At 64.1% G+C, this 24,698-nt stretch carries 26 protein-coding genes; 11 read left to right on the top strand and 15 right to left on the bottom strand.

What is annotated here, in order from left to right; translation table 11 throughout:
• Positions 1 to 33: 33 nt before the first annotated feature.
• From B7X65_RS06805 to ettA, 8 genes are all read right to left on the bottom strand, one after another.
• Positions 34 to 312 (bottom strand): hypothetical protein, encoded by a 279-nt coding sequence (locus B7X65_RS06805; protein WP_293593541.1) that lies wholly within the window; start codon positions 310 to 312, stop codon positions 34 to 36.
• Between the two features lie 38 nt (positions 313 to 350).
• Complete coding sequence (locus B7X65_RS06810) at positions 351 to 1,841, bottom strand: type II and III secretion system protein family protein (protein ID WP_293593542.1); 1,491 nt, start codon at positions 1,839 to 1,841, stop codon at positions 351 to 353.
• Positions 1,842 to 1,882: 41 nt separating this feature from the next.
• Positions 1,883 to 2,728, bottom strand: a complete 846-nt coding sequence (gene cpaB, locus B7X65_RS06815) for a Flp pilus assembly protein CpaB (protein ID WP_293593543.1) — start codon at positions 2,726 to 2,728, stop codon at positions 1,883 to 1,885.
• A gap of 50 nt (positions 2,729 to 2,778) precedes the next feature.
• Positions 2,779 to 3,336, bottom strand: coding sequence for a prepilin peptidase (locus tag B7X65_RS06820; RefSeq protein ID WP_293593544.1), 558 nt, complete (start codon positions 3,334 to 3,336; stop codon positions 2,779 to 2,781).
• A complete protein-coding gene (locus B7X65_RS06825; protein WP_293593545.1) occupies positions 3,333 to 3,563 on the bottom strand; it encodes a Flp family type IVb pilin in 231 nt (76 codons plus the stop codon). Before B7X65_RS06825 ends, B7X65_RS06820 begins: the two co-directional genes overlap by 4 nt.
• A 40-nt stretch (positions 3,564 to 3,603) precedes the next feature.
• Positions 3,604 to 3,789 (bottom strand): Flp family type IVb pilin, encoded by a 186-nt coding sequence (locus tag B7X65_RS06830; RefSeq protein ID WP_293593546.1) that lies wholly within the window; start codon positions 3,787 to 3,789, stop codon positions 3,604 to 3,606.
• A gap of 791 nt (positions 3,790 to 4,580) precedes the next feature.
• Complete coding sequence (locus B7X65_RS06835; RefSeq protein ID WP_293593547.1) at positions 4,581 to 5,117, bottom strand: DUF1415 domain-containing protein; 537 nt, start codon at positions 5,115 to 5,117, stop codon at positions 4,581 to 4,583.
• A 134-nt stretch (positions 5,118 to 5,251) separates the two neighbouring features.
• A complete protein-coding gene (gene ettA / locus B7X65_RS06840; RefSeq protein WP_293593548.1) occupies positions 5,252 to 6,913 on the bottom strand; it encodes an energy-dependent translational throttle protein EttA in 1,662 nt (553 codons plus the stop codon).
• Positions 6,914 to 7,250: 337 nt separating this feature from the next.
• Between ettA and B7X65_RS06845 the strand changes: the two genes are divergently transcribed.
• Complete coding sequence (locus B7X65_RS06845) at positions 7,251 to 8,951, top strand: DEAD/DEAH box helicase (protein WP_293593549.1); 1,701 nt, start codon at positions 7,251 to 7,253, stop codon at positions 8,949 to 8,951.
• A gap of 22 nt (positions 8,952 to 8,973) precedes the next feature.
• Positions 8,974 to 9,522 carry an epimerase gene (locus tag B7X65_RS06850; RefSeq protein WP_293593550.1) on the top strand — a complete coding sequence of 183 codons (549 nt, stop codon included), beginning with the start codon at positions 8,974 to 8,976 and terminating at the stop codon, positions 9,520 to 9,522.
• Positions 9,523 to 9,613: 91 nt separating this feature from the next.
• On the opposite strand, the gene B7X65_RS06855 is transcribed toward B7X65_RS06850, so the two are convergent.
• The 7 genes from B7X65_RS06855 to B7X65_RS06885 all read right to left on the bottom strand — a co-directional run bounded on the left by B7X65_RS06855 (position 9,614) and on the right by B7X65_RS06885 (position 15,532).
• Complete coding sequence (locus B7X65_RS06855; protein ID WP_293593551.1) at positions 9,614 to 9,997, bottom strand: hypothetical protein; 384 nt, start codon at positions 9,995 to 9,997, stop codon at positions 9,614 to 9,616.
• Between the two features lie 33 nt (positions 9,998 to 10,030).
• Positions 10,031 to 10,543: a gluconokinase gene (locus B7X65_RS06860; RefSeq protein WP_293593552.1), complete on the bottom strand. Its 513-nt coding sequence runs from the start codon at positions 10,541 to 10,543 to the stop codon at positions 10,031 to 10,033.
• A gap of 37 nt (positions 10,544 to 10,580) precedes the next feature.
• A complete protein-coding gene (locus B7X65_RS06865; RefSeq protein WP_293593553.1) occupies positions 10,581 to 11,786 on the bottom strand; it encodes a mandelate racemase/muconate lactonizing enzyme family protein in 1,206 nt (401 codons plus the stop codon).
• A gap of 70 nt (positions 11,787 to 11,856) precedes the next feature.
• A complete protein-coding gene (locus tag B7X65_RS06870) occupies positions 11,857 to 12,858 on the bottom strand; it encodes a TRAP transporter substrate-binding protein (protein WP_293593554.1) in 1,002 nt (333 codons plus the stop codon).
• A 44-nt stretch (positions 12,859 to 12,902) separates the two neighbouring features.
• Entirely contained in the window at positions 12,903 to 14,201 is a 1,299-nt protein-coding gene (locus tag B7X65_RS06875; protein WP_293593555.1) for a TRAP transporter large permease subunit, read from the bottom strand.
• On the bottom strand, positions 14,198 to 14,761 hold the full coding sequence (locus B7X65_RS06880; protein ID WP_293593556.1) for a TRAP transporter small permease: 564 nt from the start codon (positions 14,759 to 14,761) through the stop codon (positions 14,198 to 14,200). Before B7X65_RS06880 ends, B7X65_RS06875 begins: the two co-directional genes overlap by 4 nt.
• Before the next feature lie 27 nt (positions 14,762 to 14,788).
• Positions 14,789 to 15,532, bottom strand: a complete 744-nt coding sequence (locus tag B7X65_RS06885; protein WP_293593557.1) for a FadR/GntR family transcriptional regulator — start codon at positions 15,530 to 15,532, stop codon at positions 14,789 to 14,791.
• Positions 15,533 to 15,614: 82 nt separating this feature from the next.
• Here B7X65_RS06885 and B7X65_RS06890 point away from each other — a divergent pair, with 82 nt between their 5' ends.
• From B7X65_RS06890 to B7X65_RS06930, 9 genes are all read left to right on the top strand, one after another.
• Positions 15,615 to 17,357 carry an IlvD/Edd family dehydratase gene (locus B7X65_RS06890; RefSeq protein ID WP_293593558.1) on the top strand — a complete coding sequence of 581 codons (1,743 nt, stop codon included), beginning with the start codon at positions 15,615 to 15,617 and terminating at the stop codon, positions 17,355 to 17,357.
• 15 nt (positions 17,358 to 17,372) lie between these two features.
• Complete coding sequence (gene denD, locus B7X65_RS06895; RefSeq protein ID WP_293593559.1) at positions 17,373 to 18,374, top strand: D-erythronate dehydrogenase; 1,002 nt, start codon at positions 17,373 to 17,375, stop codon at positions 18,372 to 18,374.
• Positions 18,375 to 18,421: 47 nt separating this feature from the next.
• Positions 18,422 to 19,324: a 2-dehydro-3-deoxygalactonokinase gene (locus tag B7X65_RS06900; protein ID WP_293593560.1), complete on the top strand. Its 903-nt coding sequence runs from the start codon at positions 18,422 to 18,424 to the stop codon at positions 19,322 to 19,324.
• A 4-nt stretch (positions 19,325 to 19,328) separates the two neighbouring features.
• A complete protein-coding gene (locus B7X65_RS06905) occupies positions 19,329 to 19,967 on the top strand; it encodes a 2-dehydro-3-deoxy-6-phosphogalactonate aldolase (protein ID WP_293593561.1) in 639 nt (212 codons plus the stop codon).
• A complete protein-coding gene (locus B7X65_RS06910; RefSeq protein WP_293593562.1) occupies positions 19,964 to 20,758 on the top strand; it encodes an SDR family NAD(P)-dependent oxidoreductase in 795 nt (264 codons plus the stop codon). Before B7X65_RS06905 ends, B7X65_RS06910 begins: the two co-directional genes overlap by 4 nt.
• Before the next feature lie 130 nt (positions 20,759 to 20,888).
• Positions 20,889 to 21,353, top strand: a complete 465-nt coding sequence (locus tag B7X65_RS06915) for a hypothetical protein (RefSeq protein WP_293593563.1) — start codon at positions 20,889 to 20,891, stop codon at positions 21,351 to 21,353.
• A gap of 8 nt (positions 21,354 to 21,361) precedes the next feature.
• Entirely contained in the window at positions 21,362 to 21,811 is a 450-nt protein-coding gene (locus tag B7X65_RS06920) for a DUF302 domain-containing protein (protein ID WP_293593564.1), read from the top strand.
• A gap of 12 nt (positions 21,812 to 21,823) precedes the next feature.
• Entirely contained in the window at positions 21,824 to 22,078 is a 255-nt protein-coding gene (locus B7X65_RS06925) for an SHOCT domain-containing protein (RefSeq protein ID WP_293593565.1), read from the top strand.
• 178 nt (positions 22,079 to 22,256) lie between these two features.
• Positions 22,257 to 24,632, top strand: a complete 2,376-nt coding sequence (locus tag B7X65_RS06930) for a heavy metal translocating P-type ATPase (protein WP_293594093.1) — start codon at positions 22,257 to 22,259, stop codon at positions 24,630 to 24,632.
• Positions 24,633 to 24,698 lie beyond the last annotated feature (66 nt).

Below are 24,698 nucleotides of genomic sequence, written 5' to 3' on the forward strand. Positions count from 1 at the left end.
CTGCATTCGTGAAGGCTGAGCCCAAGCGTTCCGTTATTGCCCGGAGGTGCCGCTACCGACACCGATATTGAGCACATTCACGGGCGCTGGCGGAACGTCGAAGGATTTCTGGTAGCGGTCTATCGACGATTTCGCAGCCTGGCCATCTGCCCCGGCGGCCGGACGCGGACGCGAAGCGGCATCGGGGTCGATCACCTGCTGGGCCTGCGCGCGCCTGACGGCCTGGCCGAAGTTGGCGTCAACTGCCGAGGGATAACTGACGCAGCCGGTCGATAGAACCGCTGCAATCGCCAGAAGGATGGGGGTACGCATGGGGAGACTCCTTGGTGGATTTTTCACGTGTTGGCGATTCACTTGAGCTGAAAACCGCCGGACTGCGCACCGGGTTGGGCTGCAGGTGGTTCAGAGGCTTGAGGCTTTGCCTCGCCTTCCAGTCTGCCGCCGAGGAAGAACTCGCTGCGGCTGGGCTGGATGAAGCTGTCAGTCGGCAACGCGTAGTCTTGCGGCAGCGGCTTCACCAGACGCGGTGTGACGATGAACAGCAACTCGGAGCGATCCGTCTGAAACTCGCTGCTGCGGAACAAGGCGCCCAGAACGGGCACTTCACCCAGAACGGGGAACGCCTTCACCGCTTCCGTGACATTGCTCTTGATCAGGCCGCCGATCGCGAAACTCTCGCCGTCACGCAACTGCACCGTGGTCGACGCACGCCGTGTCGTGATGGTGGGCAACACGCTGGTCTGCCCTCCCGTCCTGACCGTGGTGCCTACCTGGGACAGCTCGGAAACCTCTGGCGTGACACGCAGGTTGATGAGGCCATCTTCAAGCAGGGTCGGCGTGAAGCGCAAACCCACACCAAACTCCTTTTCCTCCAGCGTGACCGTGGCCGCGCCGCTTGCGCCCGATTGCGGCACCGGGATGAAAATCTTCCCGCCCGCCAGGAAGGCGCCTTCCTGGCCGCTCATCGCCATGATGGTCGGCTCGGCAAGAATCTTGACGAGACCGTTCCTGACCTCTGCATCGAGGGAAAGCGCCGTACTGCCACTCGCCCGCGCGGCAGTCAGCGAGCCCGCAGCACCGGTCAGCAACTGGGTCAGCAGGGTAAAGCGGGTATTGCCGATGCTGCGCGTTGCGTTGAGCTGGGCGCCGAGCTTGTCCAGCAGGGTTTTCGACACCTCCGCAACCTTGACCTCAAGCATCACCTGCTGCGAACCCTCGACCCTCAGCAGGTTCACCACTTTCTTGCCTCCGCCATAGACTTCGGCGAGTGCGACCAGGCGCTGCACCTTCATGGGGTCGCTCACGCGACCACCCAGCACCACCGAGTCGCCCAGGGATTCGACCGTCACTGACGTTTCCGACGGAATGAATTCGTTGAGCCGGCTCTTGAGCGTGGCCGTGTCGACACCGACCACCACGTCCATGATCGTCGTGGGCCCACCCTTGGTCCATACGAACACGTTGGTTGAACCGATTTTCCGGCCAAGCAGGTAGACCTCTTTCGGGTTGATCAGCATCACGTCGGCAATGTCCGGATTTCCGACGGACAGCCGCGCAGCGTCGGCGGGCAGACGGATCAAGGCCGTTTTTCCGACCGTCAGGCGCAGTGAAGGCGCCACTTCGGTTGGACCGGCGTAATGAGCGTTCTGCGGCGTGATCGAGGCTGGCGCTTTGGAGACCTGCGCCGCCACCGGGGGCGCAGCCGCCGGAACGGCCACAGGCTTGGCGGGTGCGACCGGCCCGGCCGCGAACGCCGCCGTGCAGAGCAGGCAGGCGAAGGCCAGCGCAGTCATCGCAAGCGGTGACGAGCGCGAGGAAACAGGGGCAGCTTTTCTATTCATGATGTGCTCGCAATTTACGTTAGGGGTCAGGCCACGGGGCGTCATTCGGTGCTTCTCTTCAGGCCGCGAATCACTTCAACCGTCTCTGGCGCAGGCGCCACGACGGCTCGCCGCACTGCCGGCGTTCCGGACTTCGCCACCGGTTTTGGTGCAGCCCCTGCGTTCGGATCTCCGAGGCGCTTTTCCACGGCAGCGGGCCCCTGCTTGAGCAGATCGTTCTTGCGCGCGCCGGTGGTTGTGACGCTGGCTTTGTCGCTCTGGCTGCGCAGCACCAGCGAAAGGGAGCCTATGCTGCGTGCGAGGTCAATCTGCTCGGCCTGCTGCGGCGTCACTTCGAGCGTGACCGCATTCACCACGCGCGGCTTGGTGTCGCCGGTCGCAACGTCCTGGGCGACGGCAAGCACGAGAATGCGCTCAAGCACGATCTTCGAGACCGGGCGATTCGCGTCATCGGGGGTGTTCACCATCACGTCAACATAATTGCCCGGCAGCGCGAAACCCGCGACGCCAACAATCTCGTTGACCTTGACCGTGATTGCGCGGTTGCCCTGGCCGAGCACGGCCGAAAGGCCGCCTTTCTCGCCCGGAGGCGCGAGCCTGGCAGCGACGATAGGCTCGCCGCGCAATACCTGGGTATTGATCACGCGCTCGTAAATTTTCTCAGGCGCGGAAAACGGCTCCTTGAGCGAAGCGCCCGCCGGCCAGTCAACGAGCTGGAGCATGTCGGCGCGCAGCCGCGTGCCGACCTCGAGGTCGCGCGCCGCAACGACGACCTTGGTCGTTGCGATACTCGCCTGCCGGGCGACCCATTGGGCGGCGACCATGACGGCGACGGCTCCCACCACGATCGAAACCAGGATGGCCAGCAAGGGCCTTGCGTTCTTCATATCATTGATCCTTTCTTGTCTTCATGGCGCGGCGCTTGATACGCTTGCACCTAGAAAACGTTCTTCCAGCCAAACTTGTTACTCAGCAGCCCATGCGCGACCGCTCCAGCGGCTATCGCGAAGGCATAGGGAACACGAACTGCACTCACAGGGAAATCGCCATCACGCGGCAAACTCCCGCCCGCCACCCGGCCCATGCCAGTGGAGAGTCCGGTGCGAAGATTCATGAGCACCGCGCGGAGACTGCGCGTACGGATGGCCCAGACCAGCGACATCAGGCCGCCCGCGAGAAAGGTCACCAGAACAACACCAAACACCCCCGGAAATCCAACGAATGCACCGACCGCCGCGAGCAGCTTCACGTCGCCCGCCCCCATGACCCGCAGAAGGTAAAAGGGCAGCAGCACAACGAGACCTGCCACCAGCCCGGCCACCGCGTTACCGAAACCTGTGCCACCGGGAAACACCGAGAGCACCATGGCGGCCACCGTCCCGAACAACACGACCCGATTCGGGATGCGCCGCACCGTCGCGTCTAGCCACACGGCTACAACGAGCATGACCGCGTACGCGGCAAACCACAACGCGTGGGTCAGGTCGGGATTCATAGCCCATCCAAACAACTTGCCGGGTTCACGAAACAAGCCGCCAGCCTGTCATACACGGCCCCAAGCGACGTGCCGACCACCACGAAGCCGACAACAATGACCAATGCGATCAACGAGGCCACGAGCGCATATTCGATCGACACTGCCCCCTGCATTCGCACCGACAGAAACGGCAAAACCCGCTGTTGCGGAAAAGTGGGCCGCAGTGCGCTGTGACGATGTTTCATGGGTCGGTGGGAATGAGGGACCGTGACGCAATCGGGCCGTTTACAGAGCGCAGCTGGCAGGCGTCTTGATGCAGGTCGCGATGGCAGTGAACAGATCATTGATGCTGGTGCCGAGTGCCGTGGCGCCTGCAATGATCACCACGGCGATCAGTGCAGCAAGCAGACCGTATTCAATGGCAGTGGCGCCGCTCTCGTCGGCAATGAAGGTTTTTACGAAGTTTTTCACTTGGGTTTCTCCTGAAGCAATGAAATCAAAAATCCCGCCCTGGAGGCGAGTACCGGATTTGCACAGGGTCGGGATTTGCCTTTGGGGCTTCTCCTTACACCTTGTTGCAGATGCGACTTTGCGCCTTGCATGAAAACTTTTGATTGATAAAAGTCAATTGGAGGTGTGTATGCACACTTTTGGGGATCCAGGGCTCAACGTCGCCCGGCGAGAAGCGCGCTTCGGATGGCCAGTGGTTTGAGGGGTGATTTTTCAGCCACCATGCAGTGAAAACACCGCAGGGTGCGGTCCACAGGGACATGAGGACGATGGGGGTACTGGAAGCCGCTGTCGCTGCAGGATCTTGCGCAGGCTGCGCTCACACCCCATGCGTTGCGCGATTGAAACTTTCGTTCAAACATGGCTCGCACCCGCGTTTTTCTGCGGTCATCCACGCCTTGATTCGGAGTTGAGGGTTCGGAGCCACTGTGGTAGCCCGACAGTGCTGCGCGGCACAAAACTGTCTTGCCCAAACGGCCTTGACGGGACACGGCTCACAAAAACAATGCTTGCCGGAGGCGTGATCGAACTGCTGTGCAAGTTCCTCAGTGGACAGGCTGCTCGTGTTGAGCCGTTCCCGGGGAACAGACCGGATTCCTGGCCACCTTTTCAGGACGCGGCGCAGGGGTAATTGCAGCAGAATTTTGGCAGCAGGGGCCGGGGGGAAGCGGGGGCCGGGAAATCAGCCGCCGGCAACCATCGGGCATTCATGCATCGGCACGGGTGTGGAGAACCCGGTCGACCGCTTTACCTCACAGCCCCAGCGCCTTCCAGCCTGTGTGACCCAGCTTTTCCAGCGTCTGGATGTTGACGTCGAAAATGGCATCGGCCTCGGGGAAGGCCTCGACCGCACGCTCCACGCTGTCTTCGCGCAACAGGTGCAGGATGGCAAACGGTGCGCGGTTGGTGAAGTTGCCGATGTCGTCGGGCTCGGTGCCCTCGAACTGGAACTTCGGATGAAAACTGGCCAGCTGGATCACCCCTTCAAGCTCGTGCTCGTCCACCACACCTTCGGCAATTTCCAGGAAATCATTGAAGTCCAGGAAGTCATCGAACAGCGTGGGATGGATCAGCAGCGTGGTGTCGATCTCTTCGGCCGGCGTGGCCACCAGCAGGTCGAGTTCCCTGTCGAGATCTTCGAGCAGATCGTCGGCATGGCGCGCATGGCTGACCACCAGGCGCACCTGGTTCTTGACATACACCGCCTTGGCAAACGGGCACAGGTTCAGGCCAATCACGGCTTTTTCGAGCCAGTGCCGGGTCGCCGCAAGGATCGCTTCGTCAGTCACGCCCACTCCAGCTCTCGATCCAAGCAGGGGCCGCGGGTCTGGCTTTGCCAGCCCGCAGGCGCAGCGGCCCCCTTGGGGGGCAGGGAGCTACACGCAGTGAGCGACCGTGGGGGCATTAGCATCACCGTGGGGGCTCAGTGCAACGCTTTAAACCGCATGCGTTTGGGCTTGGCACCCTCTTCGCCCAGACGTTTCTTCTTGTCGGCTTCGTACTCCTGGTAGTTGCCGTCGAAGAAGGTCCACTGACTGTCGCCTTCGGCCGCCAGGATGTGGGTGGCGATGCGGTCCAGGAACCAGCGGTCATGGCTGATCACCATGATGGAGCCGGCGAATTCGAGCAAGGCGTCTTCCAGCGAACGCAGCGTTTCCACGTCGAGGTCGTTCGAGGGTTCGTCGAGCATCAGCACGTTGCCGCCGGCAATCAGGGTCTTGGCCAGATGCAGGCGCCCGCGCTCGCCACCGGACAGGGTGCCCACGCGTTTTTGCTGGTCGGCACCGTTGAAGTTGAAGCGGCCTGCATAAGCACGGCTGGGCATGGTGAACTTGCCGACGGTCAACATGTCGAGCCCGCCGGAGATGTCTTCCCAGACGGTTTTTTCGTTGGCCAGGTCGTCGCGGTGCTGGTCGACAAAAGCCATGCGCACGGTCTTGCCGATCACCACCTCGCCGGAGTCGGGCTGCTCCTTGCCGGCGATCAGCTTGAACAGCGTCGACTTGCCGGCGCCGTTGGGGCCGATGATGCCGACGATGGCGCCGGCCGGAATCTTGAAGCTCAGGTTGTCGATCAGCAGGCGGTCGCCGAAGGACTTGCTGACGTTCTTGAACTCAATGACTTCATTGCCCAGGCGCTCGGCCACGGGAATGAAAATCTCCTGGGTCTCGTTGCGCTGCTGGTATTCAAAGTCGGACAGCTCTTCAAACCGTGCCAGACGCGACTTGCTCTTGGCCTGGCGCGCTTTCGGGTTCTGGCGCGACCATTCGAGCTCTTTCTTCAGGGCCTTGGCGCGGGCTTCCTCGCCCTTTTGCTCCTGCGCCAGGCGTTCGCCCTTTTGCTCCAGCCAGGTGCTGTAGTTGCCTTTCCAGGGGATGCCGCGGCCGCGGTCCAGCTCCAGAATCCACTCGGCAGCGTTGTCCAGGAAGTAGCGGTCATGGGTGATGGCCACCACGGTGCCGGGGTAACGCTGGAGGAACTGCTCGAGCCAGTCCACCGATTCAGCGTCCAGGTGGTTGGTCGGCTCGTCGAGCAGCAGCATGTCGGGCTTGGACAGCAGCAGGCTGCACAGCGCCACGCGGCGTTTCTCGCCACCCGAGAGGACGCCGACCTTGGCATCCCAGGGCGGCAGGCGCAACGCGTCGGCGGCGATCTCGAGCTGGTGTTCGGAGTCGGTGCCCGAGGTAGCGATGATGGCTTCCAGGCGCGCCTGCTCGGCGGCCAGCGCGTCGAAGTCGGCATCGGGTTCGCCGTAAGCGGTGTAGACGGCTTCGAGCTGGGCCTTGGCGGCAAACACCGCACCCATGCCGGCCTCCACGCTCTCGCGCACCGTGTGCTCGGGGTCCAGCTTGGGCTCCTGCGGCAGGTAACCGATGTTCAGGCCCGGCATGGGCATGGCCTCGCCTTCGTACTCTTTGTCCAGACCGGCCATGATCTTGAGCAGCGTGGACTTGCCGGAACCGTTGGTGCCGAGCACGCCGATCTTGGCGCCCGGGAAAAAGCTGAGGGAAACGTCTTTCAGAATCTGACGCTTGGGCGGCACGATCTTGCCGACCTTGTTCATGGTAAATACGTACTGGGCCATCGGGATTAACTTCTCTTAAGGGGAAAACAACGCAGGGAACCTGACCGGACCGGCCTGCAAGGCAGGCTGGCCGGCGGTGATGCTGCAAACAAAAACCACACGCCTTAGCTGGGGGGCAGGCACCCTGAATCAAGGCGCGTTTCTGGCGTGAACCCCCCGATTATCGTTCCATGCGACAATACACGGGTTGCTGGCTCCAGTTGCCTGCAGCAATTAGGCACACCTTCGGTGACAGTTTGGGTGCCCAGCCTGACTTTTTTACCCGTCTGCCTTTCACTGGCGGAGGCTTCAACAGCCCCCGACTGGCCGATCTTTGGCACCTCCGCGTGCACCATCAATGACTTTTGAAAATCTGAACTTGGCCCCGGCCATTCTTAAAGCCGTGCTTGAGCAGGGCTATACCGTTCCCACCCCGATCCAGGCCCAGGCCATTCCTGCCGTGCTGGCAGGCGGCGACCTGCTAGGCGGCGCCCAGACCGGCACCGGCAAAACCGCAGCCTTCGTGCTGCCCATGCTGCAGCGCCTGTCGTCCGAGCCGTCCCTGAAAAACAAGCGCGGCGTCAATGCGGTGCGCTGCCTGATCATGACGCCGACGCGCGAACTCGCCGCCCAGGTGGAAGAAAGCGTCCGCGTCTACGGCAAATACCTTGAACTCTCCTCCATGGTGATGTTCGGCGGTGTCGGCATGGGCGCGCAAATTGAAAAACTGCGCCGCGGCGTCGACATTCTGGTGGCCACCCCCGGCCGCCTGCTGGACCACGCCAGCCAGGGCACGCTGGATCTGAGCCAGGTGCAGATCCTGGTACTCGACGAAGCCGATCGCATGCTGGACATGGGCTTCATCCACGACATCAAGAAGGTGCTGGCCCTGGTGCCCAAGCAGAAGCAGACGCTGCTGTTTTCCGCCACCTTCAGCGACGAGATCCGCGACCTGGCCAACGGCCTGCTGCGCGACCCGCTGCACATCCAGGTGACCCCGCGCAACACCACGGTGCAGCGCATCACGCAGACCATCCACCCGGTCGGCCGCGGCAAGAAAAAAGCGCTGCTCACGCACATCATCAATGAGCACAACTGGAGCCAGGTGCTGGTGTTCACACGCACCAAGTTCGGCGCCAACAATGTGGCCGAACACCTGACAAAAAACGGCATCCCCGCGATGGCACTGCACGGCAACAAGAGCCAGACCGCCCGCACCCAGGCACTGCAGGACTTCAAGAGCGGCAGCATACGCGCGCTGGTGGCCACCGACATTGCCGCCCGCGGCATCGACATCGACGAGCTGCCACACGTCGTGAACTATGAAATCCCCAACGTCAGCGAAGACTATGTGCACCGCATCGGCCGCACCGGCCGCGCCGGCAACAGCGGCGAGGCCGTGAGCCTGGTCTGCCTGGACGAGGAAGGCTTCATGCAGGACATCGAGCGTTTCACCAAGCAGAACATCGAAAAAGTCATCGTGCCCGGTTTTGAAGCCGAGCCCGGCGAAAAAGCCGAGCCGCTGGCCATGGGCCGCCAGACCATCTGGGGCGGCCTGGGCAAACCGCCGAGTCGTGACGTGATGCAGGCCGCCGCCAAGGCAGCTAGATCCGAAATGATGACGCGTATCCGCGAGAACAAGCCCCAGGCAGGCCGAGGCGCCGGCAATGGCGGCGGCGGCAACGGTGGTGGCAATGGTGGTGGACGCGGCCGCAGCGGCGGAGGCGGCAATGGTGGTGGTCGCAGCCAGCCCCAGGGCGGCCAGCCGCGCCAGAATTCGGGCTACGCACAAGGCGGCCAGCCTGCGCAGCAGCAGGCACGCAACCCGAATGCCCAGCCTCCCCGTCCACGCAACACCCAGGAGCGCGACGATGATGCCCAACCCGCCAGCCATGTTTCCTCAGGCTTCCCTTCCTCCGGCCAGCCCACAGGCGGCAACCGCGGCAACTACCGCGGCGGCGGCCGGCCAGCCGGTGGCGGCGGACGCTCGGGTGGCCCTGGTGGCCGGAGCAACGGGTCTGGTCGGTCGGGAAATTCTGGCTCGTTTACTGGCCGATAAAAGCTGGTCGGCGGTCCACTGCGTGGGCCGCCGCAAACCTGATTCCGTGCACCCCTCGCTGGTGGTGCATCTGACCGATTCGCTCACTGAGTTCCCAGCCCCGCCGGTGGACGATGTCTTCATCGCGCTGGGCACCACCATCAAGGTGGCGGGCAGCCAGCAGGCGTTCCGGGCGGTCGATTTCGACGCTGTCGTGGCCCTGGCCCGATCGGCGCGTGCCGCCGGCGCAACCCGCCTGGGCATCGTCAGCGCCATGGGCGCCGACACCGAGTCCCCTGTTTTTTACAACCGCGTCAAAGGCGAGATGGAAGACGCTGTCAGCCAGCTCGGCTACAACAGCGTGGTCTTCGCACGCCCCTCGGTTCTGGCGGGCGACCGCGCGGTCCTGGCACAGGCCACCCGCCCCGGCGAACAGCTCGCCCTGGTCGCCATGCGCCTGCTCAAGCCGCTGATCCCGCGCAACTACCGCGTGGTTGCAGCGGCCGACGTCGCCGCGGCGCTGGTGAACGCCGTCAAGGCCGGTCAGCCGGGGCGCCGCGTGTTGCTCTCGGGTGAGCTGCAGTTCTCCTGAAAATTAGCGGCCTTTTTGGCCTCCAGCCATTGACAGACGGGCGCCTTCAGCTACTGATTCAATAGCAATGGGTGCTTTGCCGGCATGCCTTTCAGCCCTGCAGAAACAGCGTCACCAGCGGGTCCGGCCCGACCTGGCGGCTCCAGTGGCCGTGGATGGCCGCGTCAAACGCGGCGCCCGGCGGCAGCAGATCGGCCGAATAAAAATGCTCCCCGGGCTTGAACACGCGCGATGTGCCGTCCTGCAGGCCGATTTCCATCTGGCCGCCGAGAATGACCACCCACTGCGGTGTCCCCGTGCAATGAAACTGGCTGCGAAACCCCACCGGGCTGTGGCGCAGCTGGTAACCGGTGGACGGCATCAAGGGCGACAACAGCGCTTGCGGCGACCCTTCGGTCAGCGCCAGCGGCTCCTCGCGGAATCCGGCACGGCCATCGGGACCGGTGTAGAGCGTGGTCTTGGTGAAAACAGTCATGGGCAATCCGTGAAAAGTAAATGAAGGGTGCGTTCATGCGCCGGTGGCTCGCCGCCAGGCAAGCACAGCGGCCACGATATCTTCGGGCCGGCTGGCCAAGTCGAAGCTTTGTGCATTTTCCTCCGGGCCGGGCGCTTCCAGCGTGCTGAGCTGGCTGGCCAGCAGCGACAGCGGCATGTAATGGCCGGTCCGCGCGGCCATGCGGGCCGCGAGCAAGGGGTAGTCGCCCTGCAAATGGAGAAAACGGGCGTCGGGCGCACCGCGCCGCAGGATGTCGCGGTAGGAGCGCTTGAGCGCCGAGCACGACAGCACCAGGCCGCGCCCGGCCGCCTGCGCCTGCTGGAGCCGACCGGCCAGCGTTTGCAGCCAGCCCTCGCGGTCCTCGTCGCTCAGCGCCACCCCGGCGGCCATGCGCGCCACGTTGCTGGCGGGATGCAGGCTGTCGCCCTCCAGGAACTCCAGGCCCAGGGCGGCCGCCAGCTGGGCGCCCACGGTGCTTTTGCCGCAGCCGCTGACCCCCATGACCACAAAAATATCGGAACACATCTGCGTCACATTCTGCCTTCTCGATCGACGCTGGCGACTAAGCCGACCAACGCACCGTGGCGTCGGCGCGTTGGTGCAGGTCGGGCAGCAGCTCCAGCCCCAGGCCGGGTTTGCCGTTCAGGCTGAGCATGCCTTGGGTCACCGTGGGCAGCTCGGTCACGAGTTCCTTGTACCAGCCGGTGTAGAAGGCGCGCACGCTTTCCTGGATCAGGGCATTGGGTGCGTGCAGGGACAGGTGGCTGGACGCCGCCCAGACCACCGGCCCGGTGCAGTCGTGCGGCGCCACCGGCAGTTGCCAGGCGTCGGCCATGGCCGCGATCTTGCGCGCCTCGGTCAGGCCGCCGCACCAGCTCAGGTCCAGCATGGCGACACCGGCCACGCCGGTCTGCAGGTAGTCCTTGAAACCCCATTTGTAGCTCAGCGTTTCGCTCGCGCAGATCAGCGCGTCGCAGTCTTTCGAATACTGTTTGAGCAGGTCCAGCGAATCCATGCGGATCGCGTCTTCGTGCCAGAAGGTGTTGAAGGGCTTGAGTGCGCGCGCGATCTTCTGCGCCATCGGCAGCCGCCACAGGCTGTGGAACTCCACCATGATGTCCATCTGCTCGCCGACCGCAGAGCGGATCTTGCGAAACGGCTCCAGCGCCAGGACCAGGTCCGCGTTGCTGATGTATTGCCCATCGCTTTTTTCGGCCGCCGGATCGAAGGGCCAGATCTTCATCGCCGTCACGCCTTCGGACAACAACGATTCGGCCAGTTCGTCGGCACGGTGCAAAAACCCTTCGAGGTCTTCATACGGCCCGGCATTGGCCTGCTTCGCGTCACCGATGCCCCAGTTGGCGCTGGTCTGGTTGACGGTGCTGCGCACGTACTGGTAACCGGCGCAGGTGTTGTAGATGCGTATGCTGTCGCGGCTCTTGCCGCCCAGCGCCGTGTACAGCGGCATGTTGGCCGCCTTGCCGAAAATGTCCCACAGCGCGATGTCGATGGCCGAGTTGCCGCGCGTCTCCACGCCGGAGCCGCGCCAGCCGAGGTAGCCGGTGATGTCCTTGTTGCGCGCCTCGATGGCCAGCGGGTCCTTGCCGAGCAGCTTGGGGCCGGCCCACTCGTGGATGTAGGCTTCCACGGCCGCGGCCCCCATGAAGGTTTCACCCAGGCCGACCAGACCCCCGTCGGTGTAAATGCGGACCCAGATGATGTTGGGAAACTCGCCAAGGCGCAGGGTTTCGACTTTGGTGATTTTCAAAGTAGGCTCCATAAAAAAGGCCGCAAGAGCAAACCCCTGCGGCCTTGTGACGATACGACCAATGGGCCGCTTAACCGCCGCGCGCCTTCTTCAGCGCGTCCATCACCATCTTGACCGGCTCGGCGCCAATCGTCGGAATGTTTTTGTCATAGACGGGTTTGACCTTGTCGAACATGCGTTTCTGCTCGGCTGATGACACTTCGTTGACGGTCATGGTTTTCTTGAGGTTGGTCAGGGACTTTTCATTGAGCGCACGGTTGGCAACGCGCTGGACCTTCTGGCCCTCCATCGCCGCTTCACGCAGCACGGCCTGCTCCTGCGGGTTCAGCTGGTCCCACAGCTTCTTGCTGTAGAGAATAAGGAAGGGCGTGTAGGCGTGGCGCGTGACGCTGAGGTACTTCTGCACTTCGTTGAACTTGGAGGTTTCAATGGTCACGAAGGGGTTTTCCTGGCCGTCGATGGTCTTGGTTTCCAGCGCGGTGAACACCTCGCCAAAAGCCATGGGCACGGCGTTGGTCCCCAGGGTTTTGAAGGTGTCGATGAAGATGTTGTTCTGCATCACGCGGACCTTGACGCCGTCAAAATCTTCCGCCCTGGCGACCGGCCGCTTGCTGTTGGTCAGGTTGCGGAAACCGTTCTCCCAGTAGGCCAGGTTGATCAGGCCGGCTTCTTCCAGCTTCTTGTTGAAGTAGGCGCCAGCGGGGCCGTCGAGCACCGCGTCGGCTTCCTTCTCGTTGGCAAACAGGAAGGGCAGATCGAAAGCACCGAGCTCCTTGACGATGCCCACCAGCGGTGAACTCGAGGTGCAAACCATCTCCTGCGTGCCGGCGCGCAGCGCCTGCGTGGCCGGCAGGTCGCCGCCTGCGGCGCCGCCCCAGAAGGCATTGATCTTCATCTTGCCGCCTGTCTTGGCGGCCAGCACTTCCTGCATCTTCTTGACGCCGACGCCGACCGGATGGTCTTCGTTGACACCGTTGGTGAACTTGATCGTGCGGTCGGCAAACTGCGCGAAGCTCGAAGTGGCCACCAGCAAGGCGGCTGCGGCCAGGGCCAGGGTTCTGCGTTTGAACATGGTTGTCTCCTTTTATATAAACGACAGGGGTTGGGAAAGGGAAGTCACCGCATCAGCCACTTCAGCGGCTCGGTGACGATGGCGGGAAAAGCAATCAGCAGGGCCAACACGGACAGTTGCGCCAGCAGAAAGGGCAGCACACCCTTGAAGGCGGTGTCCATGCTGATTTTTGCAACGCCGCACACCACGTTGAGCACGGTACCCACCGGCGGCGTGATCAGGCCGATGGCATTGTTCATGATGAACATGATCCCGAAATACACCGGGTCGATGCCGGCCTTGAGCACCACGGGCATCAGCACCGGCGTGAGGATCAGCACCGTCGGCGTGAAGTCGAGCGCGGTGCCGACGACCACGACGAGCACCATCATCACCACCATCAGCAGCATCTTGTTGTCCATGAAAGGCGTCATCATTTCGGCAACTTCCGTCGGAATGTTGGCGACGGTGATCAGCCAGGCGCTGACCATGGCTGCCGCCACCAGGAACATCACCACAGCCGTCGTCTTGCCGGCCGACAGGATGAGACCGTAGAGTGCGGACCATTTGAGTTCGCGGTAGATGAACATCCCGACCACAAAGCTGTAGACCGCGGCGACCACGGCGGCTTCGGTCGGCGTGAAGACGCCGAACTTCATGCCGCCAATAATGACAATGGGCAGGGTCAGCGCAAAACCACCCTCGGCCGTGATGTGCAGCCGGCCGGCCATGGACAACTTGGGCGCGGGTTGCACGTCTTCCTTGCGCGCCAGCCACCACCAGGTCAGGCCGATGGCCATGCCCATCAGCAGGCCGGGAACAATGCCTGCGAGAAACAGCTTGGTGATGGACACATTGCCGGCCACGCCGAAAATGATCAAGCCGATCGACGGCGGAATCACCGGCGCAATGATGCCGCCCGAGGCAATCAGGCCGGAAGCGCGGCCCACGTCGTAGCCGGCAGCCCGCATCATGGGAATCAGCAGCGCGGCCAGCGCGGCGGTGTCGGCAATCGCCGAACCCGACAGCGAGGCCATGATCACCGCGGCGATCACCGTGACGTAACCGAGGCCCCCGCGGTAATGCCCGACCCAGGCCATCGCCAGGTTCACAATGCGGCGGCTGATGCCGCCGGCATTCATGAATTCACCGGCCAGCAGGAAAAACGGCACAGCCAACAGCGGGAAGTTGTCGGCACCGTCGACAAACCGCTGGGCCAGGATCTGGCTGTCGAACGTGACAAGGCCGCTGGTGGCAGCAAGGAAAGCCATCAGCGTGACGCCGCAGACCAGCAGCGCATAGGCAATCGGCATGCCAATGGCCATGGCGGCCAGCAGGCTGAGAATAAAAACGCTGACGGTCATGCCTTGCTTCCCTGCATCTGTTTTTCGACGTCGGCCAGGCCTTCGGTTTCGACCACCTGCACCAGCTCTTCCTCGCTGATGCGCCCCGTCACCAGCCGGACCAGCACGTTGAGATTGATGATGGCCATCACCACGCTGACGACATAGCCGATGCCGTAAATCCAGATCATGGAAATGCCGACCACCGGCGAAACATTGGTGACCTGCAGTTCGTGCATCTTGAAAGTGCCCATGAAGAAGAGCACATTGCAGAACAGCATCAGTGCTTCGCTGAGGAAGAGGCAGACCTTTTTGCCAAGCACCGGCAGGTGTTTGATCAGCGTGTCCACGCCCAGATGCCCGCCTTCGTGCATGGCCAGCATCGCACCGATGTAGGTCAGCCAGATAAAGAAGTACCTCGACATTTCGTCGGAGACGGAAATGCCCGAATTGAACGCGTAACGCAGCACCACATTGCCGAACACCATGATGACCATGGCCACCATGCAGACGACCACCAGCAGCTCCAGCAACTTGAAGAACCAGTGGATCGCCGCATCCATCGTGTTTTGAAAATTCATCTTTCGCCTATGGTCTGGTGAGATGGCTCAGGCCGCCTTGAGCTGCCGTGCGGGACTGCTGAGGATGGGCAGGCGGCGGCGCGAGGCCAGCACCTCTTCGATGTCCTCTTTCGCGCCGTCGATCAGCACGCGGATCGCGCGCTCGGCTTCGTCGGGCTGGTGCGCGATCACCGCGTCCAGCACGGCACGGTGCAGCGGCAGGGAGTGGGTCGGGCCGTCCTTGCGGCGTGTGGAAATTTCAAAGCTGGTGCGCAGCAACGCCCCCAGCGCCTTGCTCATCTGCACCAGCATGCGGTTGCGGCTGGCGCGCAGCAGGCCCTGGTGGAAACGCAGGTCGTGCGTGACATAGTCGCCGCCCTCTTCGACGGCATGTTTCATGCCGGCGTAAGCGGCCTCGACCTCGGCAATGTCCTGCGCCGTGGCGCGCTCCGCCGCCAGGCGCATCGCGGCAGGTTCCACCACGCGGCGCAGGTCCTGCAGGTCGCGCAAAAATTCGGGGGTCAGCCCCGCCTTGGACTGCCAGATGATGACGTCGGGGTCGAACCAGTTCCAGTGGTCCTCCGACAACACGCGGGTGCCCACCTTGGGCCCGGTGGTCATCAGGCCCTTGGCAATCAGCGACTTCACGGCCTCACGCACCACCGTGCGGCTGACACCGAGCTCCTGGCACAACACCGGCTCGGGAGGGATCGACGCGCCCACGGCATACCGGCCCGCAACAATGGCTTCGCCAAGGTGGTCAACCGTATTGCCGTGAACGTTTTTGATCATTGCCGCCTGTTTAGTGGTTATTACTAGGATTCGCGGCGCAATGGTATGACGATAATATGTTTATCAATTAAGGATTTTCCCTATGACCGACCCCAAGACCCCCCGGAAGAAACCCGAAGAGCTACGCAGCCAGCAATGGTTTGGCCGCCAGGACCGCGACGGTTTCGCCTACCGCAGCTGGGTCAAGGGCAAGGGTGTGCCGCACGACCAGTTCGACGGCCGGCCCGTCATCGGCATCTGCAACACCTTCAGCGAACTGACACCCTGCAACAGCCACTTCCGCACGATTGCCGAGCAGGTCAAGATCGGTGTGTACGAGGCCGGCGGTTTCCCGCTGGAGTTCCCGGTCATGTCCTTGGGCGAAACCCTGCTGCGCCCGACCGCCATGCTGTACCGCAACCTCGCCAGCATGGACGTCGAGGAAAGCATTCGCGGCAACCCGATCGACGGCGTCGTGCTGCTGATGGGTTGCGACAAGACCACGCCGTCGCTGGTCATGGGTGCGGCCAGCGTGGACCTGCCCACCGTGGGCGTCAGCGGCGGCCCCATGCTCAGCGGCAAGTGGCGCGGGCAGGAGCTCGGTTCGGGCACCGGCGTCTGGAGCATGAGCGAGCAGGTGCGTGCCGGCACGCTCAAGCTCGCCGACTTTTTTGAAGCCGAAAGCTGCATGCACCGCAGCCACGGCCACTGCATGACCATGGGCACGGCCTCCACCATGGCCAGCATGGTCGAGGCGCTGGGCATAGGCCTGCCGGGCAACGCGGCCTACCCGGCCGTCGATGGCCGGCGCAATGTGCTGGCGCGCATGGCCGGACGCCGTGCGGTCGAGATGGTGCATGAAGACCTGATACTCTCGAAAATCCTCACACGTGAAGCGTTTGAAAACGCCATCAAGACCCTGGCCGCGATTGGCGGATCGACCAACGCGGTGATCCACCTGATTGCGATGGCCGGCCGCATCGGCGTGAAACTCACAGTGGACGACTTCGACCGCCTGGCCAGCGAGCTGCCCTGCCTGGTCAACCTGCAGCCGTCCGGCAAGTTCCTGATGGAAGATTTCTGCTACGCCGGCGGCCTGCCGGTGGTCATGAAGGAAATCGCGCAGCACCTGCACACGGGCGCCATCACCGCCAATGGAAAAACCATAGGCGAGAACATTGCCGATGCACAGAACTACAACACCGAGGTGATCCGTCCGCTGGCCACGCCGTTCAAGGACAAGGCCGGCATTGCCGTGCTGCGCGGCAACCTGTCGCCGCGCGGCGCCGTCATCAAGCCGAGTGCGGCGACGCCCGCACTCATGGTGCACACCGGCCGTGCGGTAGTGTTTGAAAACATCGAGGACTTCCACGCCCGCATCGACGACGAAGACCTCGACATCGACGAGACCTGTGTCATGGTGCTGAAAAACTGCGGTCCCAAGGGTTACCCCGGCATGGCCGAAGTCGGCAACATGCCGCTGCCGCCCAAGGTGCTGCGCAAGGGCATCACCGACATGGTGCGCATCAGCGACGCCCGCATGAGCGGCACCGCCTACGGCACGGTGGTGCTGCACACGGCGCCCGAAGCGGCGGCCGGCGGCCCGCTGGCGATTGTGCAGAACGGCGACCTGATCGAACTCAACGTGCCCGAGCGCAAGCTGCATCTGCATATCAGCGACGAGGAGCTGGCGCGCCGCCTGGCCGAATGGAAAGCACCCCCGCCGCCGCTGTCCTCGGGTTACTGGAAACTGTATGTTGACCATGTGCTGCAGGCCGACGAGGGCGTGGACCTGGACTTCCTGGTCGGCAAACGCGGCTCCTTCGTGCCGCGCGACAACCACTGATTCACAAGGCTTGACATGAAATTACTCATCACAGGCGGCGCCGGTTTTGTGGGCGCCAGGCTGGCCCGCGCAATTCTTCAAAAGGGCCAGCTCGATGGCCAGACCGTTGACGAGCTGCACATTGCCGACATGTTTGCCCCGCCGGCCGATCTGGCGGCCGACACGCGGGTGCGGGTGCACACCGGCCCGCTGCTCAACCAGTCGGTCCTGTTTGCCAGCGGCTTCGACGCCGTATTCCACCTGGCCTCGGCCGTGTCGGGCGAGTGCGAACTGGACTTCGACCTGGGCCTGCGCTCCAACCTCGACAGCACCCGCCTTCTGCTCGACGGCCTGCGCCAGGCCGGCAATGCCCCGCGCCTGGTGTTCGCCAGTTCGGTGGCGGTCTTCGGCCCGGATGTATCCAACCCGCTGCCAGACCTCGTGAGCGACCACACCCTGCCGTCGCCGCAGACCTCCTATGGCATGCACAAGCTGGTGTGTGAACACCTGATAACCGACTACACCCGCAAGGGTTTTGTCGACGGCCGGTCGGCGCGCCTGATGACCGTCACCGTGCGCCCGGGCAAACCCAACGGCGCGGCGTCCTCGTTTTTCAGCGGCATCATCCGCGAGCCCCTGGCCGGCGTGGAAACCACCTGCCCGGTGGATGCGAGCGTCACGCATCCCGTGTCATCGCCGTCGAACACGGTGCATGGCCTGATTACCGTGTTCGAGGCCAGCCAGCAAGCCATGGGCGGGCGGCTGGCGCTCAACCTGCCGGGCCTCAATGTCAGCGTCGGTGAGATGCTGCAGGCCCTGGAAGAGGTCGCCGGCCCCGAGGTCCGCCGGCGGGTGCGTTTTGAACGCGACGAACGCATCGCCGGCATCGTCGCCAACTGGGCGCGCGGCGCCAGCGCCGGTCGGGCGCACGCCCTCGGCCTGAAGCCCGACGCTTCCTTCAAGGCCATCATTGAACAGTACATCGAGGATTGCCGCAGCCCCGCCTACCCGGCCGATGCCCTGCAGGGCATGTCCTGAACCATGCCCACCGGCAGGCCTGACGCCGCTCCCTGCACGCAGCCCGCATGAACGGCCGACGATTGCTGGCCGTGGACTGGGGCACCTCGTCGCTGCGCGGCGCGTTGGTGGCGCCTGACGGTCAGGTGCTGGAAGAACGCGCCCTGGCACGCGGCATTCTCAGTGTGGCGGCAGGCGAATTTCCGGCGGTTTTTGAAAACGCGTTTGGCGACTGGATGACGGCCGGCACCTTGTGCCTGATCTCGGGCATGGCCGGCAGCCAGCAGGGCTGGCGGGAAGCGCCCTACTGCGCCTGTCCGGCGGGTTTCAGCGACATCGCCGCGAGGCTTGAATGGCTGGAGCCCGGCCGCATCGCCATCGTGCCCGGCCTCAGCATCAGCACGGACGGTGTCCCCGATGTCATGCGCGGCGAGGAAACGCAGATTGTCGGTGCCCTGCTGCTGCTGGGCATCACCGACGCGCGCCTGGTGCTGCCGGGCACCCACAGCAAATGGGTCACGGTCGCCGACGGCCGCATCACGGATTTTTCAACCTGGATGACCGGCGAGTTTTACGCCCTGCTGCGCCAGCACTCGATTCTGGCGCGCACGCTGCCCGCGGGGGAGCCGCCAGCGGACACCGCCGCCTTCGAGCAGGGCGTGGCCCGAGCGCTGGCCGGCCCCGGCCTGCTGCACACCGCCTTCAGCACGCGCACCCTGTCCCTGTTCAAGCACCTGCCGCCCGATGCCCTGCCCAGCTACCTGTCGGGACTGCTCATCGGCGAAGAACTCAAAAGCCAGAAGCTGCAGCGCGGCGAGTCCGTGGTGCTCATGGGCGCAGAGGCACTGACCGCGCGTTATGAACAGGCGCTGGCGCAACTGGGCGTGACGGTCCGTCGCGTGGGCGCCAGCGCCACCTGGCGCGGCCTGCGCGCCATTGCAGACACCTTGCCTCCACCCCCTCCACCATGAACCCATGAACGCCTCCCAAAACTTTGCCGCTGCCCTGCAGACCCTGCCGCTGGTCGCCATCCTGCGCGGCCTGCGCCCCGCCGAGGCCGTCCCGGTGGGCCAGGCGCTGCTGTCCACCGGCTGGACGCTGATCGAAGTCCCGCTCAATTCACCGCAGCCGCTGGACAGCATTGCGGCCCTGGCCGCCGCCTGTCCCCAGGCCTTGGTCGGCGCCGGCACGGTGCTGGGTGTGAACGATGTGCGCAATGTGCAGGCCGCCGGTGGCCAGCTGATCGTCTCGCCCAACTTCAACCCGGCCGTCGTGCGCGAAGCCGTGCGCCTGGGCCTGGTCTGCCTGCCCGGCGTGATGACGGCCAGCGAGGCCTTTGCCGCGCTCGAAGCCGGCGCCACCGGCCTGAAAATTTTCCCGGCGGAAATGATCACGCCCGCCGTGCTGAAAGCGCTGCGCGCAGTGCTGCCGGCCAAGACCGTGGTGCTGCCGGTGGGCGGCATCACGCCGGACAACATGGAAGCTTATTTCGCAGCAGGCGCCAGCGGCTTCGGCATCGGGTCGGCGCTTTACAAGCCCGGCATGGCGGCCGCAGAAGTCGCTGAAAATGCTACAAAATTCATAGCTGCTTGCGCTGGTAACATAAAAACATGAGCACTATTTCATCCTCCAATTCATCAGTCATCTCTTTCGGCCTCGCGGGCCGCGTCTGCATGGTCACGGGCGGCGCCCAGGGCATCGGCGAGGCGTGTATACGGCGCTTTGCGCGCGAGGGGGCCCAGGTCGTCATTGCCGACATTGACGACAGCCGCGGCGCGGCCCTGGCCGCCGAGCTGGGCGGCCTGTATGTGCATTGCGACGTCGGCGACAAGGCCCAGGTCGATGCGCTGGTGGCGCAAACCATGGCCGCCCACGGCCGCATCGATGTGCTGGTCAACAACGCCGGCATTTTCAGGGCCGCCGACTTTCTGGAGGTCACCGAAGCCGACTTCGACGCCGTGCTGCGCATCAACCTCAAGGGCTCGTTTCTGGTGGGCCAGGCCGTGGCGCGCGTGATGGCCGGCGCGGGCAAGGGCAGCATCATCAACATGAGTTCGGTCAACGCCGTGCTGACCATTCCGACCATTGCCAGCTACAACGTCAGCAAGGGCGGCATCAACCAGCTCACCCGCGTGATGGCACTGGCGCTGGCCGATAAAGGCGTGCGTGTCAACGCCGTCGCGCCCGGCACCATCGCCACCGAGCTGGCCGCCAAAGCCGTGCTGACCAGCCCCGAGGCCACTGCCCGCATCATGAGCCGCACGCCCATGAAACGCCTGGGCGAACCCTCCGAGATTGCCGACACCGTGGCCTACCTGGCCAGCGATGCGGCCAGTTACATCACCGGCGAGATCGTGGTGGTTGACGGTGGCCGCATGACCCTGAATTACACCGTTCCGGTGTAGCCGGTCCGGCCGGCCACAGGAATGCGGCTGATTGCCGCTTCCCGTTGACATGGATCATGGATACGCGTGGGCGAACTCCCAAAAATTGGCCAGATTCAATAGACTGGCCGTTCAACAACCGGAGTTCACCATGATGTCAATTCGCCTGATTTCCATCGCCGCAGTCGCTGCCACCTTGGGTTTGGCCGGTTGCGCCCAGACACGTTACGGTCACATGGCCTATCACAGCGGCGCAACACCGGCGTCCGGACAAGCCATGCCCATGGCCGGCCCCGGCGGCCCCATGGCGCGTATGGACGACCACATGACCGCCATGCGTTCCATGCATGACAGGATGTCACGCGCCAGAACGCCGGAGGAGCGCAACGCCCTGATGGCCGAGCACCACAAACTCATGCAGGACGGCATGGGCATGATGGGTGGCATGGGCCCCGGCGGCATGGGTGGCAGGGGTGGCATGATGGGACCTGGTCCGGGCCCCATGGCTGCTGATCCGGCGGCACGCCAGCAATGGATGGAAAAACGCATGGAGATGATGCAGTCCATGATGCAGATGATGATGGACCGCCTGCCCCCGGCACCCGCCAAACCCTGAAAGACACCATGACCTCCAGCACCACGCCCTCCGCCGGCGCAGCTTACGGCTTTTACTGCAAGCTGGACGACAAGAGCTTCGCCCATGTGGTGAGCCGCGTCACCGACGCCCTCAAGGCCGAAGGCTTTGGCGTGCTGACCGACATCGACGTGCAGGCGACCATGAAAACCAAGCTGGGGGTCGATGTGCGGCCCTACCGCATCCTGGGCGCCTGCAATCCGCCGCTGGCGCATCGCGCCCTGACCGCACAGCCCGATATCGGACTGCTGCTTCCCTGCAACGTCATCGTGCGTGAAGACGACGACGGCAGCTACACCGTGGGTTTCATGGACCCGGTGGCGGTGATGCAGATGACCGACGACCCCGAAGTGGCCCGGGTGGCCGACGAGGTCCGCAGCCGCCTCGAGCGGGTTCGCTCGGCGCTGACGGTGGCACCCGGCGGCGCCGCGAAAACCTGAGAAGGTCAGCGTATGCCCGGTCTGTTTTATGACGGTGGCTACATGATGGGCATGCACGGGCTGGGGTGGCTGGTTCTGTTGGTTCTACTGGTTCTTCTCGCCGGGGTTTTTCTTTTCGGCCGGGGCCGCTACACGGACCGCGAAGATGACCGGCGTGAAACGCCGCACGAGATGTTGCGCAGACGGCTGGCCAGTGGCGACATCACCGTGGCGGGGTACGAAGAGCGCAAGGCCCTGCTCGATCGCGACGGCGGCCGGTCCACCTGAGGCACCATCCGCGTCGCTACCCCTCCTGCGGGCAGGGTTAAGGCCGCTGGCGGCTTGACCTTTCCATCATGGGAAGGTTTATCCTTTTCATGAAGCTGTTCAGATCTTCTGTTCAGGTCTTCGCAAAGGGATGCTTTCCATGAAACACACTCCTTACCCTCAACCTCACCCTGATGGCGTGGCCGCAGGCTCTGCGCATGGCACCGGACATGACCACAGTCGAACCCACTCTGACGACCCAGCCGGTCTCAGGGACCCCGTCTGCGGCATGGCCGTTACCACCGCGTCAGGGCACCAGCTCGAGCACGAAGGCAGGTCCTGGTATTTCTGCAGCGCCGCTTGCCTGGCAAAATTCGCCGCCCATCCCTCGGCCTACCTCGACAAGCCGACAGATGCACCCGCTGCTGAAGCAAAAACCGCAGTTGCCGATGACCAGGCCGGGACCACCGTCTACACCTGTCCCATGCACCCGGAGATACGGCAGGACCATCCCGGCAACTGCCCGATCTGCGGCATGACGCTGGAACCGGTCATGCCCAGCCTCGACGAGGAGGAGAACCCGGAACTCCAATCCTTCACCCGCCGCTTCTGGTGGACGCTGCCGCTGACGGTGGTGGTCACTGTGCTGGCGATGGCCGGCCACCAGTTCGGCTGGTTCGACATGGCCACCCAGAGCTGGATCGAGCTGGTGCTGACCCTGCCCGTGGTGCTGTGGGCGGGCTGGCCGTTTTTCGTGCGGGGTGCGCAGTCGGTCATCCACCGCAGTCCCAACATGTGGACCCTGATCGGCCTGGGGACGGGCGCCGCTTTTGTTTACAGCGTGGTGGCAACCATGGCACCCGGCGTTTTCCCCGACTCGTTCATTTCCATGGGACGCGTGGCCGTCTATTTTGAAGCGGCGGCAGTCATCATTTCGCTGACACTGCTCGGCCAGATGCTGGAGCTGAAAGCGCGTTCGCAGACCTCGGCCGCCATCAAGTCCCTGCTGGGCCTGGCGCCCAAAACCGCCCGCCGCATCCGGGCCGACGGCGCGGAAGAAGACGTGCCGCTGACCCATGTGCATGTGGGCGACAGCCTGCGGGTGCGCCCCGGCGAGAAGGTGCCGGTCGATGGCGTCGTCACCGAAGGCAGCAGCGCGGTCGACGAGTCGATGCTGACCGGGGAGCCTTTGCCCGTGAGCAAGCGGGCGGGCGACAAGCTCATAGGCGCCACACTCAACACCAGCGGGGCTTTGGTGATGCGCTCCGAACGTGTGGGCGCGCAGACCATGCTGTCGCAAATCGTGCAGATGGTGGCGCAGGCCCAGCGCTCAAAGGCGCCCATGCAACGCATGGCCGACCAGGTGGCCGGCTGGTTCGTCATGGCCGTGGTGACGGTGGCGGTACTGACGTTCTTCGGCTGGGGTTTTTTCGGACCGCAGCCGAGCTGGGTTTATGGCCTGATCAACGCGGTGGCGGTGCTGATCATCGCCTGCCCCTGCGCGCTGGGCCTGGCCACGCCGATGTCCATCATGGTGGCCACCGGCAAGGCGGCCGGCCAGGGCATTCTTTTCCGCGATGCGGCAGCGATCGAACACTTGCGCACCGTCGATGTGCTGATCGTTGACAAGACCGGCACGCTGACAGCCGGCAAGCCGGCCTTCGACCGGGCGGTTCCGGCCGCCGGCTTCAGCGCCGACGAGGTATTGCGGCTGGCCGCCAGCCTGGACCAGGGCAGTGAACACCCGCTGGCAGACGCCATCGTGGCGGCGGCGCGCGAGCGCGGCCTGGCGCTGGACAAACCCGAAAGTTTCGAGTCGGCCAGCGGCATCGGTGTCAGCGGGAATGTGGCCGGCCGGGCACTCGCGCTCGGCAACACGGCGCTGATGGAGCAGACCGGTGTAGCCGTCGACGTATTGCTGACACAAGCAGAAGCGCTGCGCGCCGAGGGCGCCAGCGTGATGCACCTCGCTGTGGACGGCCAGCTTGCCGGCCTGCTGGCCGTGGCCGATCCGGTCAAGGCCAGCACGCCCGAGGCGCTGGCGACGCTGAAGGTCGCAGGCCTGCGCGTGATCATGGCCACCGGCGACGGTCTGACCACCGCCAAGGCCGTCGCCGCACGCTTGGGGCTAACCGAGGTCCACGGCGGCGTCCAGCCCGCCGACAAGCTTGTCCTGGTCAAGCGCCTGCAGGAGGAGGGTCACATCGTGGCCATGGCCGGCGACGGCATCAATGACGCGCCGGCCCTGGCCCAGGCCAATGTGGGCATCGCAATGGGCACGGGTACCGACGTGGCCATGAACAGCGCCCAGGTGACGCTGGTCAAGGGCGACCTGCGCGGCATCGCACAGGCCAGGGCAATCTCGGAGGCCACCATCGCCAACATGAAGCAGAACCTCGGCTTTGCCTTTGTTTACAACGCCCTGGGCGTGCCTCTGGCCGCGGGCCTGCTCTACCCCTTCACCGGCTGGCTGCTGTCGCCGATGATTGCGGCCCTGGCGATGAGCCTGAGTTCGGTGTCCGTGATCAGCAACGCGCTGAGGCTGCGCAAGGCCCGTTTGTCCATCTCTGCGTGATCGGTCTGCCCGCGACACCCGCAGCCTGTCCGGCAAGGCCGGGCGCCCGTGCGCCCTTACACTGCC

This window comes from Polaromonas sp. 39-63-25 (assembly GCF_002278925.1).
Taxonomy (GTDB): Bacteria; Pseudomonadota; Gammaproteobacteria; order Burkholderiales; family Burkholderiaceae_C; genus Polaromonas.

Bases quoted from the DNA above. Each gene is read 5' to 3' on its own strand.
- B7X65_RS06805 (WP_293593541.1), bottom strand. From the start codon at position 312: ATGCGTACCCCCATCCTTCTGGCGATTGCAGCGGTTCTATCGACCGGC.
- B7X65_RS06810 (WP_293593542.1), bottom strand. From the start codon at position 1,841: ATGAATAGAAAAGCTGCCCCTGTTTCCTCGCGCTCGTCACCGCTTGCG.
- cpaB (WP_293593543.1), bottom strand. From the start codon at position 2,728: ATGAAGAACGCAAGGCCCTTGCTGGCCATCCTGGTTTCGATCGTGGTG.
- B7X65_RS06820 (WP_293593544.1), bottom strand. From the start codon at position 3,336: ATGAATCCCGACCTGACCCACGCGTTGTGGTTTGCCGCGTACGCGGTC.
- B7X65_RS06825 (WP_293593545.1), bottom strand. From the start codon at position 3,563: ATGAAACATCGTCACAGCGCACTGCGGCCCACTTTTCCGCAACAGCGG.
- ettA (WP_293593548.1), bottom strand. From the start codon at position 6,913: ATGGCCCAGTACGTATTTACCATGAACAAGGTCGGCAAGATCGTGCCG.
- B7X65_RS06845 (WP_293593549.1), top strand. From the start codon at position 7,251: ATGACTTTTGAAAATCTGAACTTGGCCCCGGCCATTCTTAAAGCCGTG.
- B7X65_RS06855 (WP_293593551.1), bottom strand. From the start codon at position 9,997: ATGACTGTTTTCACCAAGACCACGCTCTACACCGGTCCCGATGGCCGT.
- B7X65_RS06860 (WP_293593552.1), bottom strand. From the start codon at position 10,543: ATGTGTTCCGATATTTTTGTGGTCATGGGGGTCAGCGGCTGCGGCAAA.
- B7X65_RS06870 (WP_293593554.1), bottom strand. From the start codon at position 12,858: ATGTTCAAACGCAGAACCCTGGCCCTGGCCGCAGCCGCCTTGCTGGTG.
- B7X65_RS06875 (WP_293593555.1), bottom strand. From the start codon at position 14,201: ATGACCGTCAGCGTTTTTATTCTCAGCCTGCTGGCCGCCATGGCCATT.
- B7X65_RS06880 (WP_293593556.1), bottom strand. From the start codon at position 14,761: ATGAATTTTCAAAACACGATGGATGCGGCGATCCACTGGTTCTTCAAG.
- B7X65_RS06885 (WP_293593557.1), bottom strand. From the start codon at position 15,532: ATGATCAAAAACGTTCACGGCAATACGGTTGACCACCTTGGCGAAGCC.
- B7X65_RS06890 (WP_293593558.1), top strand. From the start codon at position 15,615: ATGACCGACCCCAAGACCCCCCGGAAGAAACCCGAAGAGCTACGCAGC.
- denD (WP_293593559.1), top strand. From the start codon at position 17,373: ATGAAATTACTCATCACAGGCGGCGCCGGTTTTGTGGGCGCCAGGCTG.
- B7X65_RS06900 (WP_293593560.1), top strand. From the start codon at position 18,422: ATGAACGGCCGACGATTGCTGGCCGTGGACTGGGGCACCTCGTCGCTG.
- B7X65_RS06905 (WP_293593561.1), top strand. From the start codon at position 19,329: ATGAACGCCTCCCAAAACTTTGCCGCTGCCCTGCAGACCCTGCCGCTG.
- B7X65_RS06910 (WP_293593562.1), top strand. From the start codon at position 19,964: ATGAGCACTATTTCATCCTCCAATTCATCAGTCATCTCTTTCGGCCTC.
- B7X65_RS06915 (WP_293593563.1), top strand. From the start codon at position 20,889: ATGATGTCAATTCGCCTGATTTCCATCGCCGCAGTCGCTGCCACCTTG.
- B7X65_RS06920 (WP_293593564.1), top strand. From the start codon at position 21,362: ATGACCTCCAGCACCACGCCCTCCGCCGGCGCAGCTTACGGCTTTTAC.
- B7X65_RS06925 (WP_293593565.1), top strand. From the start codon at position 21,824: ATGCCCGGTCTGTTTTATGACGGTGGCTACATGATGGGCATGCACGGG.